A 16,095-nucleotide genomic window follows, 5' to 3' on the forward strand; every position below is an offset into this window, starting at 1 on the left:
CCACACCAACCAGCACAAAAGCACCCCGCAGGCCTCCGTCCGCGCCGCCGGCAACATCCTGAACAAATTCCTGCACAAAGCCATGGCCGCCGCCTGATCGGCCCTGGTTTTCCGGTCCGGCACCGGAAATGCGTCAACAGTACATTGGGGGAAATGAAATGGCGGTAGAAGCTGCTTTGGAACAGACACGGGTACTGGTAGTCGACGACCATACGACCTTCGCGGAACTGCTCATGGGAGCGCTCAACCGGGAGTCGGACCTGGTCAGCATCGGCCATGCGGAAAGCGTGGAGGCCGGGGTCAGGATGTCGCTGAGCCTGCGTCCCGACGTCGTCGTCATGGATTACCACCTGGCGGACGGCAACGGGCTGACCGCCGCGGAGCAGATCCTGGCGCGGGAGCCCTCCACCCGGATCGTGATGCTTACCGGCGACCCGTCCATCGAGGTACTGGAACAGGCCGCCGCGCTGGGGGCCTGTGCCTTCCTGCCCAAGGACGGTTCGCTGGCCACCATGCTTGACACGCTGCGGCAGGCACGGCCGGGGAGCATGATCACGCATCCGGCACTGCTGGCGCAGCTGGCCACGCGGCGGCAGCAGTCGGAAACGGACTCATCCATCCCGGCACTGACCCAGCGGGAACTGGATGTGCTGCGGCTGATGGCCACGGGCCAGGATGTCCGGACCAACGCCAAGACCCTGGGCATTTCCCAGAACACCTGCCGCGGCTACGTCAAATCCATCCTGGCCAAGCTGGACGCGCATTCCCAGCTGGAGGCAGTGGTCACCGCCACACGGCTAAAGCTGCTGTAGCTGCAGTTGCTGCGGCAGCAGCAGGCATTAAACGCGGAAGCGCTCCGGCTCCCCGCAAGGCGGAGATACGGAGCGCATGCGCGTTGATGCTGCGGAAGAAGTCTTACTTGGCCGGCAGCTGCAGGACCTGACCCACGAAGATGAGGTCGGGGTCGGCCACGGTGGCGGTGTTGGCGGCAGCCAGCTGCTCCCAGCCGCCGGTGATGCCCAGGGCAGTGGCGATCTTGCTGAGAGTGTCGCCGGCCTTGACAGTGTAGGTCTCGCCGCTGACCTGGACGGCAGTCTGGGCCACCGGAGCCTGGGCAACGGGAGCAGCCGGAGCCTGGGCAACCGGAGCGGCCTGGACCTGGACCGGAGCCTGAACCGGAGCGGCAGCGGGGGCCGGAGCCGGGGCGGGAGCAGGGGTGCCGGTGGGGGCACCGGAGAGGCCAAGCTTGGCGGAGCAGGCGGGCCATGCGCCCCAGCCCTGACCGGCCAGAACCCGCTCGGCAACCGCGATCTGCTCGGACTTGCTGGCGTTGGCGGCCGAACCCTGGCCACCGAACGCAGCCCAGGTGCTCGGGCTGAACTGCAGGCCGCCCTGGTAACCGTTTCCGGTGTTGATGCCCCAGTTGCCGCCGCTCTCACACTGGGCAAGCGCGTCCCAGGTGCCGGTGGCGGGGGCGGGTGCGGCGTTGGCGGCGGTTCCGGCGAATCCTACGGTGAGGCCGGAAAGGGCTACGACGGCAAGGCTGCGGCGAACGTTGCGGCTGAAAGTGGAGTTCTTCATGGGTGCGATGCTCCGGCGGGCCACCTTCGCTCAGTCCGTCCCCGGACTTCTTAGCGCGCCGTCTACCCAGACTGTTTGAGGTCTGTTGCGGTGGCTGCCATGTCGACGGCGTGAGGTGTAGGGCAGCACCGAGCATATGTAGCTGCGCGCATGACGGCCGCAGCATTCTGTAGGGTCCCCCCAAGGGACGTGGTCTACCGTAAAACATCCTCGCGCCGATACCAAATCGATATCGAAATATCGGAATCGTTAGGTGCCTGTTACCGCTTTTCCTGAACGGAGGATGTAAGGGATCCGGAGAGCTGCCTCGAAGCTGCGGATCCTGTCTCGATTTCCGCGGAATTCCGCGGTTTCGGGACATGGGGAGACATCGGAAACCGGTGGCCAGATCCGAGGCTAACGGCTTCTTGGGACTGCCTGGAAATCGGCGACGCGCCGTCTCGCATTCTGGACACCAGGAGAGAGCGCGCCGGCCAAGTTAAGCCGCCTCGCCGCCGTCGTGCTTGTCCGCCGCAAGACCCTTGGCCGATGCCGTGGCGCCCAGCACCAGGCATGAAAACCAGATGGCTCCCGACGGCCCCAGCGGAGCCGCCACCAGGCCGGCGGCCAGCGGCAATACCACTTGGCCAACCCGGTTCCCCAGCATCCGGACAGCCAGTGCGGCGCCGCGGGACTGCGGGCTGACGGCCTGGGTAATCAGGGACATGGTCAGCGGTTGGCCCAGGCCCAGGAAGAAACCCCCGACAAACAGTGTGATTCCTGCTACCCAGAAGTTGTCCATGAAGAACGGCGTGATGGTCAGTGCAATCCCGGAACCGGCAAGGCTGGACGTCACCAGCTGGCTGCGGGACCAGGTGACGAGGAACCGGGAGAGCAGCAGGCGGGACAGGATGGAGGCGGAAGCACGGATGGCCAGCAGGATTCCAACCCACAGCGGAGCCACATTGCGTTCCTCTCCGATCAGCGGCAGGAACGCCACCAGGATGTCCGCCGTGCACAGCAGCGCGATGCTGGCAACCATGTTGGATTTGACGCCCGGCCGCGCCAGGATGCTGCCGGCCGATTCGGCCGGCACCGGCTTCGCTGCAGACCGCTTGCTCGCCTTCCGCGGTCCTCCGGCCGCTCTGAGCGCCATCACGGGCACCGCCAGCACCGCGATGCCCGCCGCCAGGAACAGCGCGGCGTTGATGTCCGCCAGCCGGGACGAAGGCGTACTGTCCAACTGCCCGCCCAGCAGGAGGCCTGCCAGCAGCGGCCCCAGCAGCTGCCCGAAGGAAAATGCCGCCGTGTACCACCCGAAGCCGCTGTCCAGCTGGCTCGCCGTGGAGTGCCGGGCAATGGTTGATTGCCCGGCAATGGTGAACACCAACTGCCCCAAACCCAGTGCCGCGCTGGCCAGGGCAAGCCAGGCGATGGACGGCATCAGCGCCAGCGCACCTGCCGCCGCACTGAAAAGCACGACGCCGGCAATCACCAGCCCGCGCAAGGACCCAAGGCGGTCGCTGAGCCGGCCAAGCCACAGCGCAGCGATCATGGGGAGGAAGGAAAAGAGCGCGGTGACCAGGCCGATGGCCGCGGCGTCCCCGCCGAGGGCGAGGATCTTGTAGGAGATGAGCGGACGCGCCAGGTTCAGCGCTGTCTGGGCCAGCACCGCCGCCGCGACCAGTGCCCACAGCCATCCGCTGGAATTGCTGCTTCCGGCCGGTCTCTTGTTCATTCCTCCGAGACTAATATGTGGAAGGCCCAGTCCCGCTCAACCTTGTGCGAGGAAGCCGATGAACCGCTGCGGATATCACGACCCTGGACCAGCTCGCCGCGCGGACGGAGGCACAGCTTGCCGCCCTTCACGGCATGGGGCCGAAGGCTCTGGGACAACTCCGGGACGCACTGGCTGCGGAGGGCCTGTCCTTCGCCGCCGAATAGCCCGCGCGTCCGGCCGGCACGCCGGATCAGAGCCTGCCGGCGCGGCGGCTACCCGTGCTCGACCGCCATGTTGGAGAAGCGCGAATAGTGGCCCTGGAAGCCGACCACGATGGTCTTGGTCGGGCCGTTTCGGTGCTTGGCCACGATCACATCGGCCTCGCCCGCGCGCGGAGATTCCTTGTCGTAGATGTCCTCGCGGTGGAGCAGGATGACCATGTCCGCATCCTGCTCGATCGATCCACTTTCGCGAAGGTCGGAGACCATCGGCTTCTTGTCGGTGCGCTGCTCCGAACCACGGTTCAGCTGCGACAGCGCGATGACCGGAACCTCGAGTTCCTTGGCCAGGAGCTTGAGGGCACGGGAGAACTCGGAGACTTCCTGCTGGCGGGATTCCACGCGCTTGCCTGAGGACATCAGCTGGAGGTAATCGAGCACGATCAGCTTAAGGTCGTGGCGCTGCTTCAGGCGGCGGCACTTGGCCCGGATCTCCATCAGGGACATATTCGGGCTGTCATCGATGAACAGCGGCGCCTCGTTCATGCGGCCCATGGTGGTCGCGATCTTGCCCCACTGCTCGTCCTTGATGGTGCCTTTGCGCAGGTCCTGCAGGCCGATGGTTGCCTCGGCTGACAACAGGCGCATGGCAATTTCGTTGCGGCCCATTTCGAGCGAGAAGAATACCGTCGTCAGGTTGTGCTTGATAGCCGCGGAACGGGCGAAATCCAATGCGAAGGTAGATTTGCCCACGGCGGGTCTCGCCGCGATGACGATCATCTGCCCGCCGTGGAGGCCCTGGGTCAGCTCGTCCAGTTCGTAGAAGCCGGTGGGGACGCCGGTCATGCCTTCGCCGCGGTGGCCAGCGGACTCGATCTCATCGACGGTGCTCTCGATGATGTCCTTCAGCGGAACGTAGTCCTCCGCGGTCCGGCGTTCAGCGACGGCATAGACCTCCGCCTGGGCGGCGTTGACAATGTCATCCACTTCGCCATCGTTGGAGTAGCCCAGCTGGACAATCTTGGTGCCGGCATCCACCAGGCGGCGCAGCACGGCCCGCTCCCGGACGATCTCCGCATAGAAACCGGCGTTGGCCGCGGTAGGGACGGCTTGGATCAGGGTGTGCAGGTAGGCAGGACCGCCGACCCGGGTGATTTCACCACGCTTGGTCAGCTCATCGGAGACAGTCACGGCGTCCGCGGGTTCACCCCGGCCGTAGAGGTCGATGATGGCCTCGTAGATCGCCTCATGGGCCGGCCGGTAAAAGTCCACGCCGCGCAGGACTTCCACACAGTCCGCAATGGCGTCCTTGGACAGCATCATGCCGCCGAGGACGGACTGCTCGGCGACGAGATCCTGGGGAGGGGTGCGGGCGAACTGCGGTTCCCGACCGGCGTCTACTGCGTCTGCATGGGTCAACGACATGGTGTTAAGCCCTTCTCTCCCTATGGTCCTGCGGTCCGCGCCTGTGATTGGCTGGGCATTCTTTCTATCAACCGGCACTGACAAAAATGGTCCGGCTTCCACCTCACTTGGTGGCAGAACGCTTTGGTGCGGCCGAAGCCCGGACCGCAATCCCCCGCGGGGATACCCGGCAACGTTAGCCCCCTATCGGCGCCGCGCCAAGCGAGTTATCCACAGGCCTTGTGCATAGGGTGTGGATTAGTGGGCATATCTTGTGCACAGGATGGGGAGAACCCTGTGGATAATCTTTGAAACTGGGCAGTAACAGGCCCCTGACCTGCGGAAACGTGTATTCACACCTGTGGAGGAAAAGTATTTTTCCACAATTTTCATCCACATTGGCCGTGTTGACAGAAGCCGGACCGAGGGCTTAACGGGCGCTATCCACAGGGAATATCCACAATGTGAGTTATAAAACACACTGGATGCGAGGCAGCAACGGCAACCGTTTGCCGATCAGCCTGTATGCCGTCTGCCGCATGTTATTCAGGAAGAGCCGAGGCGCCACGGCGGCTCAGAAATCGACTCAGAAATCGAAGAGCTCGCCCAGCCAGTTGTCCTTCTTCCGGCGCCGTCCCTGGTCTCCGTATTTGCCGTACTTGCGGTCATAGCCGCGCTCGTCCCGGTGGTACCGGTCGTCGTCGTGCCTCGGCTGGTCGTAGCGCGGGCGGTCATAGCCGGGCTGTTCAAAGCGCTGGCCGTCGCGGGTCTGTTCACCGCGGGGCCGTTCATGGGTGGGCTGGCCAAAACGCTCTCCGCGCTCCCCGTACCGGCCGTCGCTGCCTGGTTCTTTCAGAAGCGGTGAAGGCAGGGGCGGCGGGGCCGCCGCGGGCCGGTACGTCGGCGGGGCGTCCTGCCCCGCTCCGGGATGGACCCGATCAGGCTGGACCTCCCGCATCAGCTGCGCAGAACGGTCGATGACCTTATCCAGTTCACCGCGGTCCAACCACACGCCGCGGCACTTGGGGCAGTAATCGATTTCCACTCCGGCGCGGTCCGTCATGACCAGGTCGGTATCGTCCACAGGACACTTCATTGTTCCTCCTCTGGCCTAAGAGGCCGGGACGCACTCCGGGCGGAAAAAGATCCGTCCGGAGAGTCCCACTGTAGTCCCCCAAAGGCCGGCACGACAGGGCAGGGGCGGTGCCGTCGTCGTGCTACCGGCTGCTGAGCTGTTCCTCGATCGGCACGCCGTTGACCAGGATCACCGCGAACCGCGCTCCTGCAGCCGTCAGAGCCGCCTGCTTCAGCATGTGCTCGATCCGCGGCACATCGCAGGTTCCGGCCGGCACCACCTCGCCGCCGAGTTCGACCGTGACCGTCGTCCCGTCGAACTGGCTGCCCATGTAGACGAGCCTGGATTGCCAGAGCGGGTTGTACAGCCCGGCCCGCCCCACGAAGGGCTGGGAGTTACCCAGGAGCCGGTCCATTGTCTCGGCCAGCGGATCGACGGTAGTAACCGGCTCAGTAGCAAGCGGGACCAGGCTGTCATTGCAGCCGATCAGCGCGCCGATGCGGCCGCCGTCGTCAATGGCAATGTAGAAGAGCGTCAGCGGAACAGAATAGCCGGCGGGGGTCCGCGGCATTTCAGGATCCGGAGCCGGCACCGGTGCGGGCACCGCGGTCGGAGGCAGCGCGGGAATCGGTGGCAGCGATGCGGACGGGGGCTCAGGGCCGAAGGATGGAGCCGGTGCAGGCTGCTGCGGGGAGGCAGACGGCGAAGGTTCCGCGGCCGTCGACGGCGTACCGGGCTGCAGGCCGTCGGCCGGCCCGGAGGCAGGCACCGAGGATGAGGCCGATGGCAGCTCCGACGGCATCCGGCCGTCGGGAACATCGATCTCGGGAGCGGATTCCGCGGGCGAGGACGCAGCGGGAGCGGATTCGCCAGGGCCGGATTCGTCAGGACCGGCCGCGCCCGGCGAGGAATCGGCCGGCACGGTGACCGCGGGGCCGGTATCGGCCGCTTCCGGCGGACTGCTGGCCGGCACGTTTGAGCCGGTACAGCCGGCAAGAGCCACGCAGACCAGCGCGGACGCGACTGCCAACCGAGGGGTCTTCATGGTTGCTCTCCAGCGTGCTTCAGCCCAGATACTGTGGATCGGCGGCTGAGGAAGGGGCGAGGGGAGACCGGCCGCGGAGTCCACCTATGGCAAGATTACGCCCGGAACCGCGGGCCGGACCGGGCCGCACCATTACCTTTTCATTGCAACTGCGTCTCGAGCCCGCCGTCCGAAGCGCACCGGCCTCCGTCGGCGGCTGGGATACTGGTGCCATGGCCGAAAACAAGACACAGCCCACTTCCGTCCCCGTCGAGGAGTTCCTCGCGGGGGTGGAAAACGACCGCCGCCGAAGCGATGCCGGCGTTCTGCTGGACATGATGAGCCGACTGACCGGCGAACCGGCCGTTATGTGGGGACCATCCATGGTCGGTTTCGGCGCCTACCACTACAAGTACGAAAGCGGCCGCGAAGGGGATGCCCTGGCCGTCGGCTTCTCGCCGCGCAAGTCGAACCTGGCGCTGTACGGCCTGACCTACGCGCCCGAGTCCGCTGGCCTGCTCGCCAGGCTCGGCAAGCACAAGACCGGCGCCGCCTGCCTCTACGTCAACAAGCTCGACGATGTGGACCTGCGGGTGCTGGAGGAGCTGATCACCATTGGATACCGGCACATGACGACGACACTGCAGCAGTCCCTGCAGAGCAGGAAGTAGCCCCTCCGGGACGGGGCTCAGATCCGGATGCTGCCGCGGATGCGCGTTTCGCTGTGTCCGCCCACCCAGATGTCGGCCCCCTCCTGCAGGATGTGGATGCGGCCGGCGTGCCCCACCCGGGTGCCCTGCCGGGCCGTGTACGACGACGGCGCGTGGCCGGCGTCGATCAGCCACCTCGCCACGCCGGCATTGAAGCTGCCGGTCACCGGGTCCTCGAAGCTCCCGTCGCCGACGAAGGTGCGGATCTCGAAGGCGTCCGATCCTTCTGCTACGGCTGCGCCGGCGTGGGGGCCGACCACGCCGACCTTCAGGCGGCCCAGGGCCTGCCAGTTGGGTTCTATCTCGAGGACCGTCCGGGCGGAGACCAGCCGCAGGCCGATCCATTCCGGCCCGTTCACCAGCCAGGAGGAGTCCAGCACATCCCAGGGCGAGAGCTGCAGTCCGTCCATGATCCGCTGCAGGGTGCCCTCATCCACCGGTTCGTAGCGGCTCAGCGGCGGGGCCGCAAAGGCCAGCCGGCCAGCGTCGCTGCGCAGCTGCACCAGTCCGACGCCGCACTCCTGCACCAGCAGGCCCGCGGTCCTCGGGGTTCCACCGGCCTCAAGCCAGGCGTGGGCGCTGCCGAGCGTCGGGTGCCCGGCGAACGGGAGTTCCTCCGCCGGCGTGAAAATACGCACCCGGAAGTCCGCCGAAGGGTCCGTCGGCGGCAGCAGGAACGTGGTTTCGGAGAGGTTGAGCCAGCGGGCCGTTGCCTGCAGCTGCGCGTCGGTCAGCCCCTGCGCCTCACTGATCACAGCCAGCGGATTACCGCTGAAGGCGTCCGTGGCGAAGACGTCCACCTGGGAAAACGCGTGTTCGGTCATGCGCTCCACCGTAGCAGCGGCCGGTGGGCATCTGCTGCGCACTGGCAGGGCAGGCCAAAGGCCGGGCTCCCGAAGGAACCCGGCCTCGTGCGGGATTCTGTGGTCGGCTCGACCGTCAGAAACTAGCTGGCAACAACATCCAGCTCGATGACGGCGGAAACGTCGTCATGCAGGCGGACGTTGGCCTGGTAGGAACCAACCGACTTGATGTGCGTCGGCAGTTCGACCTTGCGCTTGTCGATGGCGCCGAGGCCGGCGGCCTCAACGGCAGCGGCAACGTCGGCCGGCTTGACGGTACCGAACAGACGGCCGGCTTCGCCGGCCTTCACGACCAGCTTGACCGACTTGGAAGCCAGTGCGGCAGCCTGAGCCTGAGCGTCTTCCAGGGAAGCGTGCTCGCGAGCTGCGCGGGCAGCCTTGATGGACTCGACCTGCTTCTCGCCGCCCTTGGTCCAGGTCAGCGCGAAGCCGCGGGGCAGAAGGTAGTTACGGGCGTAACCGTTCTTCACCTCGACAACGTCGCCGGCAGCACCAAGACCGGTGACTTCATGGGTCAAAATGAGCTTTGCCATTGTTGTGGTTCCTTTCCTTAGCCGCGGCCAGCGCCGGAGTAGGGCAGGAGTGCAACTTCGCGGGCGTTCTTGATTGCCTGGGCGATCTTGCGCTGTTCCTGCACGGTTACGCCAGTTACGCGACGGGCGCGGATCTTGCCGCGGTCGGAAATGAACTTGCGCAGCAGTGCTACGTCCTTGTAGTCGATGACGGTGACGTCAGCGGCCTTCAGGGGGTTTTGCTTTGGTTTGGGCTTACGAAGTTCAGCCTTAGCCATCGTGGAGCTCCTTAGATCTGGTGGAGCCCGTGGATCTTTTCCACGGGATGGAATGGACGGCGGGTTCGCCGTCCGGGGTTGGAAGGTTTAGAAGGGCGGTTCGTTGGAATCCGGGCCGTTGCCCCAGCCACCGGAGGAGCTGCCGGAAGAGGCGCTCCACGGATCGTCTGCGGGCTGCGGCTGGCCGCCACCCTGGCCGTAGCCGGAGCCGCCCTGGTTGCCACCAAAGCCGCCCTGGTTCCCGCCGAAGCCGCCCTGGTTCCCGCCGAAGCCGCCGCCTCCACGCTGGGTGCGGTTGACCTTGGCGGACGCGTAGCGCAGCGAGGGGCCGATTTCGTCGACCTCAAGCTCAATTACGGTGCGCTTTTCGCCTTCCTTGGTTTCGTACGAACGCGACTTCAGGCGGCCCTGCGCAACGACACGGGTTCCCTTGGTCAGGGACTCCGCAACGTTTTCGGCAGCCTCACGCCAAACCGACGCACGGAGGAACAGCGTTTCGCCGTCCTTCCATTCGTTGGACTGGCGGTCGAAGGTCCGCGGCGTCGAGGCAATGGTGAAGTTCGCCACTGCTGAGCCGGACGGGGTGAACCGAAGTTCCGGATCGTTGGTGAGATTACCGACGACGGTAATCGTGGTCTCGCCTGCCATTGTGCCTCCTGAGATGTCGATTCAGCCCGTGCCCGGGCGAATCTGCGTTCCGAAGATTGAGTTCAGAATGAACCGCCAAACTACTTGGCGGAAACCTTCTGGTCTTCCGGGCGGATGATCTTGGTGCGCAGGATGGTCTCGTTGAGGCCAAGCTGGCGGTCAAGCTCAGCTGCAGTAGCAGGGGATGCGGTGAAGTTGACGACGGCGTAGATGCCCTCAGACTTCTTCTTGATGTCGTAGGCCAGGCGGCGACGGCCCCAGATGTCCACGTTGTCGATGGTTCCACCATCGTTGGTGACAACAGTCAGGAGCTTCTGAAGCGACGGCTCAACGGTACGCTCTTCGACCTCGGGGTCGATGATCACCATCAATTCATAAGGACGCATATGTGAACCCACCTCCTTTGGGCTAAGCGGTCACGGTCTTTCCGCAACAGGAGGTTCAATGCATATCCGTGCCGGATACCGGCGGAACCACTCAACCGCCGTCAGCACAGACTTCACCATCTTAGCGGATCAGCAGACCAGCTCCCAATTGCCTTCCTGCTTGCTCCCGCGCTCCGGGTTCCACTCTGGCAGGAACGCCTTGAGCAGCAGTAGCCGGGACGGCGGTTTGTGGACAAGACGGCCCGGCCAGGCTGCTGTGAAAGAGGAGACGCTCCGGACCGATGCGGACTGTGCTCCGAGTCGGACTACGCCGCCAGCCGGCCGAAGAAGGCCTGCACCACCCGCGCCAGCCGGTGGGGATCCTCCACCCCGCACAGTTCCCGGGCCGAATGCATGGACAGCAGGGGGATGCCGACGTCGACGGTGCGGATGCCCAGCCGCGTCGCCGTTAGCGGGCCGATCGTGGAACCGCACGGGATCCCGTTATGGGAAACGAATTCCTGGTACGGCACCTCCGCTTCCCGGCACAGCCGCGCCCACAGCGCCGCGCCGGCGGCGTCCGTGGCGTAGCGCTGGTTGGCGTTGATTTTCAGCAGTGGTCCGCCGTTGAGGACGGGTTGGTTGGCGGGATCATGCCGTTCCGCGTAGTTCGGGTGCACGGCGTGGCCGGCATCAGCGGACAGGCACACAGACGCGGCCAGGGCGCGACGGCGGCAGCTCGCCGAGGCGCCGAAGCCGTCACCGATGCGGAGCAGGACATCTTCCAGGAAGGGCCCGCTGGCACCGGAGCGAGAGGCGCTGCCGACCTCCTCATGGTCGAACGCGGCCAGGACGGGAATGGTTTCGGTACCTGCGCCGCCGTCGGCCACAGCCAACAGCGCAGCCAGTCCGGCATGCACCGAGGACAGATTGTCCAGCCGGCCGGAGGCGAAGAACTCACCCTTGGCCCCGAAGACCGCCGGTTCCTGCGCATCCGCCACGACGACGTCGTACCCGCCTACCTGGTCCGGCTCCAGCCCGGCCTCCGCCGCCAGCACGCCCAGGAGGTCCGCTTCCCCGGGGTGGCCGAGGCCCCAGACCGGGTTCAGATGGTACTGCTTGTCCAGCTTCAGCCCCTCGTTGACCTGCCGGTCCAGGTGGATGGCCAACTGCGGGAACCGCAGCAGGGGACCGGTGGCAACCAGGTGCTCGCCGCCGTCGTACGTCACCAGCCGCCCCGCCAGCCGCAGCTCGCGGTCCAGCCAGGAATTCAGCAGCGGTCCGCCGTAGATTTCGACGCCGGCCTGCAGCCAGCCGAACCGGCCCTGCGTGGGTTTGGGCTTGAGCTTGAAGGACGGCGAATCCGTGTGCGCACCCAGGATGCTGAAGCCGGTGGCTGCGGAGGCGCCCTCCGGGATCAGCCAGGCGATCAGCGCGCCGTCGCGGATGACGTAGTAGCCGCCGGGCGCGGAACCCCAGGCCTGAGCCTCGTCGAGGCGGGTGAAGCCCGCGGCGGCCAGGCGGGCGGCCGCTTCATGGGCGGCATGGAAGCTCGACGGCGACGCGGCGACGAACGCGCCCAGGTCGCGGATGTGGCTCAGGGCAGAAGACATACGTTGATTCAATCAGAAATCGAGCCCCCGGCTGGGCACCACCAGGCCCGTCTCGTAGGCATAGACCACCGCCTGGACGCGGTCGCGCAGGTGCAGCTTGGTCAGGATCCGCCGCACATGCGTCTTGACGGTCGCCTCGGACAGGAAAAGTTTGTGCGCGATCTCGGCGTTGGACAGGCCTTCGGCGATGGCCTCAAGCACTTCCAGCTCGCGTGGGGTCAGGTCGTCCAGCAACGGGTCGCGCCCCTGCCCGGCGGCCTGCAGGAGCTGCGGCTGGGCCCGGACATAGGTCTCCAGCAGCCGCTGGGTCACGCGCGGCGCCACGACGGCGTCGCCGCTGGCTACCAGCCGGACGGCCTGCACCAGTTCCGCGGGGCCCACGTCCTTGAGCAGGAAGGCCGAGGCCCCTGCATGCAGGCCGGCGAAGGCATATTCATCCAGGTCGAAGGTGGTCAGGATTATGATGCGCGGGCAGGAACCGGCCGAGGTGATCCGCCGCGTCGCCTCGATCCCGTCCATGACCGGCATCCGGATGTCCATCAGGACGACATCGGGTTTCAGGGCCGCCGTCTGGCTGATCGCCTGGGAGCCGTCGGAGGCCTCGCCGACGATGACCAGGTCCTCCTCGCCCTCGAGGATCAGCCGGAATCCCATCCGCAGCAGCGGCTGGTCATCCACCAGCAGGACCCTGGCCACGGGCTGCCCGCCTGGCTTCGGCCCTTCCACTGTTCCCCCATTCACTTGTCTTCCCCCGGTATCTCCAGCACGGCATGCACGGTCCAGCCGCCCTGCGGGGCCGGTCCGCAGTCGACGGTTCCGCCGTAGATTGCCGCACGTTCCTTCATCCCGGCGATACCGCGCCCCGTGCCCATGGGCGGCTGCGGCTCCAGAGCCGCATGGCCGTCGTCGGCCACGGTGATCCGCACCTGCCGGCCGGCACGCTCGATCTCCACGTCAACGATACCCACGCCCTTGGCGTAGCGAAGCACATTGGTCAGGGATTCCTGCACGATCCGGTAGATCGCCAGCCGGAAGTTTTGGTCCTGCGGAAGCGGCGGACCGGTCATGACGTAACGGAGGGGCAGCCCCGCTTTCCGGAAACCCTCCAGAAGGGATGCCAGCGACGTCGAGTCCGGCAGCGGCTGCAGCGGCGCGGCCTCCGAGCCGTTGGCTTCCCTGAGCACGCCCAGCACCCGCCGCATGTCCGCGAGGGCCGCCCGGCCGGTGGAGGACAGTTCCGCCAGCACGTCACCGGCCCGGGCCGGATCCTTCTTAAGTACGACGCCGGCCCCATCGGACAGCGCGATCATCACCGACAGTGAATGCGCCACTACATCGTGCATTTCCCGGGCGATCCGGTTGCGTTCATTGGCCGAGGCCAGCCGGGCATTGTCCTCGGCCCAGCGCTGGAGTTCGGCGTCGTGCAACCGGTCGCGGCGGACGGTGATGCCGATCCCGGCCGCGATGATGTTGAATAGCAGCAGGATCAGGCCGGAGATAACGCCGATGTAGGGCGGCAGGCGGCCCGCGGCAACCTCCTCGGCGATGCCTGGCGGGGTGAAACTGGCCAGCACCCCGATCATCGGCAGTCCGGCCAGCACCGCCGCGGCCAGGGCGAACTTGGCCGAACGGCTGACAGCCACGGTGTAGGCGGCGATCTGTGCTCCGATGGAACCGGCCGCCGTGGTGGTGGCCAGCACGCTGACCAGATCGCCGGCGCTCATCAGAACCAGCGTCAGCACCGGGACCCAGCGTCGGAACACCAGGACTGCGCCGCCGGCGAGCAGGACCACCAACGGAGTCCATTCGCCGAACATCACCTGGCTGGTGATCGCGTTGGGCAGGCCGAAGACCAGGTAGGCACCGATGACCACCCAGTCCATGGCGACCGGGTGGTCATGCAGGTAGCGGCGCAGCGGCCCCCTCCGCTGCGCCGCCAGTTCAGTGAAGGAGGCCGCGGCCGTTCGTTCCGTCGCCTCCTTGGCCGAACCCTCGTGCTTCACGGTGTCTTTGTCCATGAAGCGAGCTTAGCGAGGCTCAGACATCCCGCTGGCGGGTGACGATCAGGGAAACCACCAGGGCCACTACGGCCCAGGCCCCGAGCACCAGGCCGCCCTGGAACTGGGTCAGGGCGTCGTCGGTGATTTCGATGGCGACCAACTGCGCGCCGGCGTTGCTGGGCAGGAAGCGGGCCGCATCCTCGATCCAGTCGGCCAACCCCTGGATCAGCTGGGCGATGATGGGCACGACCATCAGCAGGCCGATCGTGGTGGTGATACCGCCGGCGGTGTTGCGCAGCAGGGTACCGATGGACATCGCCAGGATGGCGACCAGGGCCAGGTTGGTGCCGGCGTTGAAGATGCTGGGGAGCACGCCGTCCGCGGTGATGGCGAATTCCAGGTTCTCCTGGGCCAGGATGGGCTGTGCCACCAGGTAGCTGGCCCAGGCGGAGAAGGCTCCGACGACGAAGGCGACGACAGCGATGACGACGTTCTTCGCCAGCAGCGCGGGAATCCGGGTGGGCACGGCTACCATGGTGGAGCGGATCATTCCGGTCCCCCACTCGGAGGCGATCAGGACGACGGCCAGCGAGCCGATCAGCAGCTGCCCAAACACCAGGCCGGAGGAAGGCACTTCGTAGGCCATCGCCGCGATCTGGTCCGGAGTACCGATCTGGGCCTGCATTTCCGGGCTGGCTTCCCGCATGAACTGCAGGTTCGCTACGACGCTCCAGGCCGTGAGTGCACCGAGGCCGATCATGACGACGACGGTAATGGCCAGCAGGATGACGGTGGACCGCAGCGAGGATACTTTAATCCATTCCGAGCGCAGGACACGGAAGAAGTTGACGCCGCCGTTACCGGCGGTTGAGGGGCGGTACTGGGCGGGGGCATTCGTCGTGATAGTCATGGTTCCTAGAGTCCTTCCCGGGCGGAGGCGCCGGCAGTTACCGGTTCGGCCGGAGGGGCGTCCGGTTCCGCGGCTGCACTGGTGAGTGCGCCGGAGTGGTATTCGACTTCATCCTTGGTCAGCTTCATATAGGCCTCCTCGAGCGAGACCTGCAGGGGGGTCAGTTCGTAGACCAGCACCTGGTGGTGCAGTGCGGTGGCCGCGATGCGGCGCGGTTCGACGCCGGTTACCTCCAGCAGCTCGGCGTCAAGCTGCTCCAGGCTGACTCCCTCGCCGGCCAGGGCGTTCATCAGCACCTGCGGCTGGTCCGTGCGTACCCGGGCGCGCACCTTGCCCTGGCCATCAATGATGGACTGGATCGGCGCATCGGCGATGATGCGGCCGCGGCCGATGATGATCAGGTGGTCCGCCGTCTGCGCCATCTCGCTCATGAGGTGGGAGGAGAGGAAGACCGTGCGCCCTTCGGCGGCCAGGCCGCGGGCCAGGTTGCGCACCCAGAGTACGCCCTCCGGGTCCAGCCCGTTCACCGGCTCGTCGAGCACGACGGTGTGCGGATCACCGAGCATGGCCACCGCGATCCCGAGCCGCTGGCCCATGCCCAGCGAGAAGCCGCCGACGCGCTTTTTGGCCACCGGCCCCAGCCCGGTCAGTTCGATGACCTCCCTGACGCGGCTGCTGGGGATGCCGTGGGTGGCAGCCATGGCCCTCAGGTGGTTGTAGGCGCTGCGGCCGGTGTGGACCGCCTTGGCATCCAGCAGCGCGCCCACTTCGTGCAGCGGTGCCTTGTGCTGGGCGTAGTGCTTGCCGTTGATCCGCACGTCCCCCGCGGAGGGGCGGTCCAGTCCCATGATCATGCGCATGGTCGTGGACTTCCCGGCCCCGTTCGGTCCCAGGAACCCGGTCACTTTGCCGGGCTGGACGGTGAAGGAAATACCGTCCACGGCGGTCTTGGTGCCATAGCGCTTGGCCAGGCCACGTGCCTCAATCATTGGTCTTCATCCTTAGGAGATTGGGAATTCTCTTCGGCCGGGAAATCCCGGCGGGACAACCCTGTACCTCTAATCTATGGACCGGCTGCGGGCCCGTAACCACTCCTGCGGAGGATCTTCGCGGGCCCGCCCCTAGTCCCTAAGGATGACGCTACGGAGCGGGAACCCCCGCCCGCTACGGGGGTTCCCCTGAACGGACCCTGACC

General features: G+C 66.3%; 17 protein-coding genes. 2 read left to right on the forward strand and 15 right to left on the reverse strand.

Annotation, left to right across the window (positions count from 1 at the left end):
• Nucleotides 1-176: 176 nt before the first annotated feature.
• Complete coding sequence (locus tag AC5RWU_RS08010) at nucleotides 177-812, forward strand: response regulator (RefSeq protein WP_494036953.1); 636 nt, start codon at nucleotides 177-179, stop codon at nucleotides 810-812.
• 103 nt (nucleotides 813-915) lie between these two features.
• Here the strand turns inward: AC5RWU_RS08010 and AC5RWU_RS08015 are convergent, their stop codons facing one another.
• The 5 genes from AC5RWU_RS08015 to AC5RWU_RS08035 all read right to left on the reverse strand — a co-directional run bounded on the left by AC5RWU_RS08015 (nucleotide 916) and on the right by AC5RWU_RS08035 (nucleotide 7,022).
• Nucleotides 916-1,581, reverse strand: a complete 666-nt coding sequence (locus tag AC5RWU_RS08015; RefSeq protein WP_494030522.1) for a transglycosylase family protein — start codon at nucleotides 1,579-1,581, stop codon at nucleotides 916-918.
• A gap of 478 nt (nucleotides 1,582-2,059) precedes the next feature.
• Nucleotides 2,060-3,298, reverse strand: a complete 1,239-nt coding sequence (locus AC5RWU_RS08020) for an MFS transporter (protein WP_494030521.1) — start codon at nucleotides 3,296-3,298, stop codon at nucleotides 2,060-2,062.
• 254 nt (nucleotides 3,299-3,552) lie between these two features.
• Nucleotides 3,553-4,923 (reverse strand): replicative DNA helicase, encoded by a 1,371-nt coding sequence (dnaB, locus tag AC5RWU_RS08025; RefSeq protein ID WP_494030520.1) that lies wholly within the window; start codon nucleotides 4,921-4,923, stop codon nucleotides 3,553-3,555.
• 565 nt (nucleotides 4,924-5,488) lie between these two features.
• A complete protein-coding gene (locus tag AC5RWU_RS08030) occupies nucleotides 5,489-5,986 on the reverse strand; it encodes a TFIIB-type zinc ribbon-containing protein (protein ID WP_494036954.1) in 498 nt (165 codons plus the stop codon).
• A gap of 133 nt (nucleotides 5,987-6,119) precedes the next feature.
• Nucleotides 6,120-7,022 (reverse strand): hypothetical protein, encoded by a 903-nt coding sequence (locus AC5RWU_RS08035; RefSeq protein WP_494030518.1) that lies wholly within the window; start codon nucleotides 7,020-7,022, stop codon nucleotides 6,120-6,122.
• Between the two features lie 212 nt (nucleotides 7,023-7,234).
• Between AC5RWU_RS08035 and AC5RWU_RS08040 the strand changes: the two genes are divergently transcribed.
• Nucleotides 7,235-7,672, forward strand: coding sequence for a DUF1801 domain-containing protein (locus AC5RWU_RS08040; RefSeq protein WP_494030517.1), 438 nt, complete (start codon nucleotides 7,235-7,237; stop codon nucleotides 7,670-7,672).
• Nucleotides 7,673-7,689: 17 nt separating this feature from the next.
• On the opposite strand, the gene AC5RWU_RS08045 is transcribed toward AC5RWU_RS08040, so the two are convergent.
• The 10 genes from AC5RWU_RS08045 to AC5RWU_RS08090 form a co-directional block, all read right to left on the reverse strand.
• Complete coding sequence (locus AC5RWU_RS08045; protein ID WP_494030516.1) at nucleotides 7,690-8,535, reverse strand: PhzF family phenazine biosynthesis protein; 846 nt, start codon at nucleotides 8,533-8,535, stop codon at nucleotides 7,690-7,692.
• Between the two features lie 122 nt (nucleotides 8,536-8,657).
• Complete coding sequence (rplI, locus tag AC5RWU_RS08050; RefSeq protein ID WP_494030515.1) at nucleotides 8,658-9,107, reverse strand: 50S ribosomal protein L9; 450 nt, start codon at nucleotides 9,105-9,107, stop codon at nucleotides 8,658-8,660.
• Between the two features lie 17 nt (nucleotides 9,108-9,124).
• Complete coding sequence (rpsR, locus tag AC5RWU_RS08055; protein ID WP_494030514.1) at nucleotides 9,125-9,364, reverse strand: 30S ribosomal protein S18; 240 nt, start codon at nucleotides 9,362-9,364, stop codon at nucleotides 9,125-9,127.
• Nucleotides 9,365-9,451: 87 nt separating this feature from the next.
• Nucleotides 9,452-10,012, reverse strand: a complete 561-nt coding sequence (locus tag AC5RWU_RS08060; RefSeq protein ID WP_494030513.1) for a single-stranded DNA-binding protein — start codon at nucleotides 10,010-10,012, stop codon at nucleotides 9,452-9,454.
• A gap of 80 nt (nucleotides 10,013-10,092) precedes the next feature.
• Nucleotides 10,093-10,398, reverse strand: coding sequence for a 30S ribosomal protein S6 (gene rpsF, locus AC5RWU_RS08065; protein ID WP_494030512.1), 306 nt, complete (start codon nucleotides 10,396-10,398; stop codon nucleotides 10,093-10,095).
• Nucleotides 10,399-10,703: 305 nt separating this feature from the next.
• Nucleotides 10,704-11,990 (reverse strand): M18 family aminopeptidase, encoded by a 1,287-nt coding sequence (locus tag AC5RWU_RS08070; protein WP_494030511.1) that lies wholly within the window; start codon nucleotides 11,988-11,990, stop codon nucleotides 10,704-10,706.
• A 12-nt stretch (nucleotides 11,991-12,002) separates the two neighbouring features.
• Nucleotides 12,003-12,686, reverse strand: a complete 684-nt coding sequence (locus AC5RWU_RS08075; RefSeq protein ID WP_494036955.1) for a response regulator — start codon at nucleotides 12,684-12,686, stop codon at nucleotides 12,003-12,005.
• Nucleotides 12,687-12,727: 41 nt separating this feature from the next.
• Nucleotides 12,728-14,008, reverse strand: a complete 1,281-nt coding sequence (locus AC5RWU_RS08080) for a sensor histidine kinase (RefSeq protein ID WP_494030509.1) — start codon at nucleotides 14,006-14,008, stop codon at nucleotides 12,728-12,730.
• A 19-nt stretch (nucleotides 14,009-14,027) separates the two neighbouring features.
• Nucleotides 14,028-14,900, reverse strand: coding sequence for an ABC transporter permease (locus AC5RWU_RS08085; protein WP_494030508.1), 873 nt, complete (start codon nucleotides 14,898-14,900; stop codon nucleotides 14,028-14,030).
• 5 nt (nucleotides 14,901-14,905) lie between these two features.
• A complete protein-coding gene (locus AC5RWU_RS08090; RefSeq protein WP_494030507.1) occupies nucleotides 14,906-15,889 on the reverse strand; it encodes an ATP-binding cassette domain-containing protein in 984 nt (327 codons plus the stop codon).
• Nucleotides 15,890-16,095: the final 206 nt, after the last annotated feature.

The sequence above is a fragment of the Arthrobacter sp. B0427-1-12 genome, from assembly GCF_059092905.1.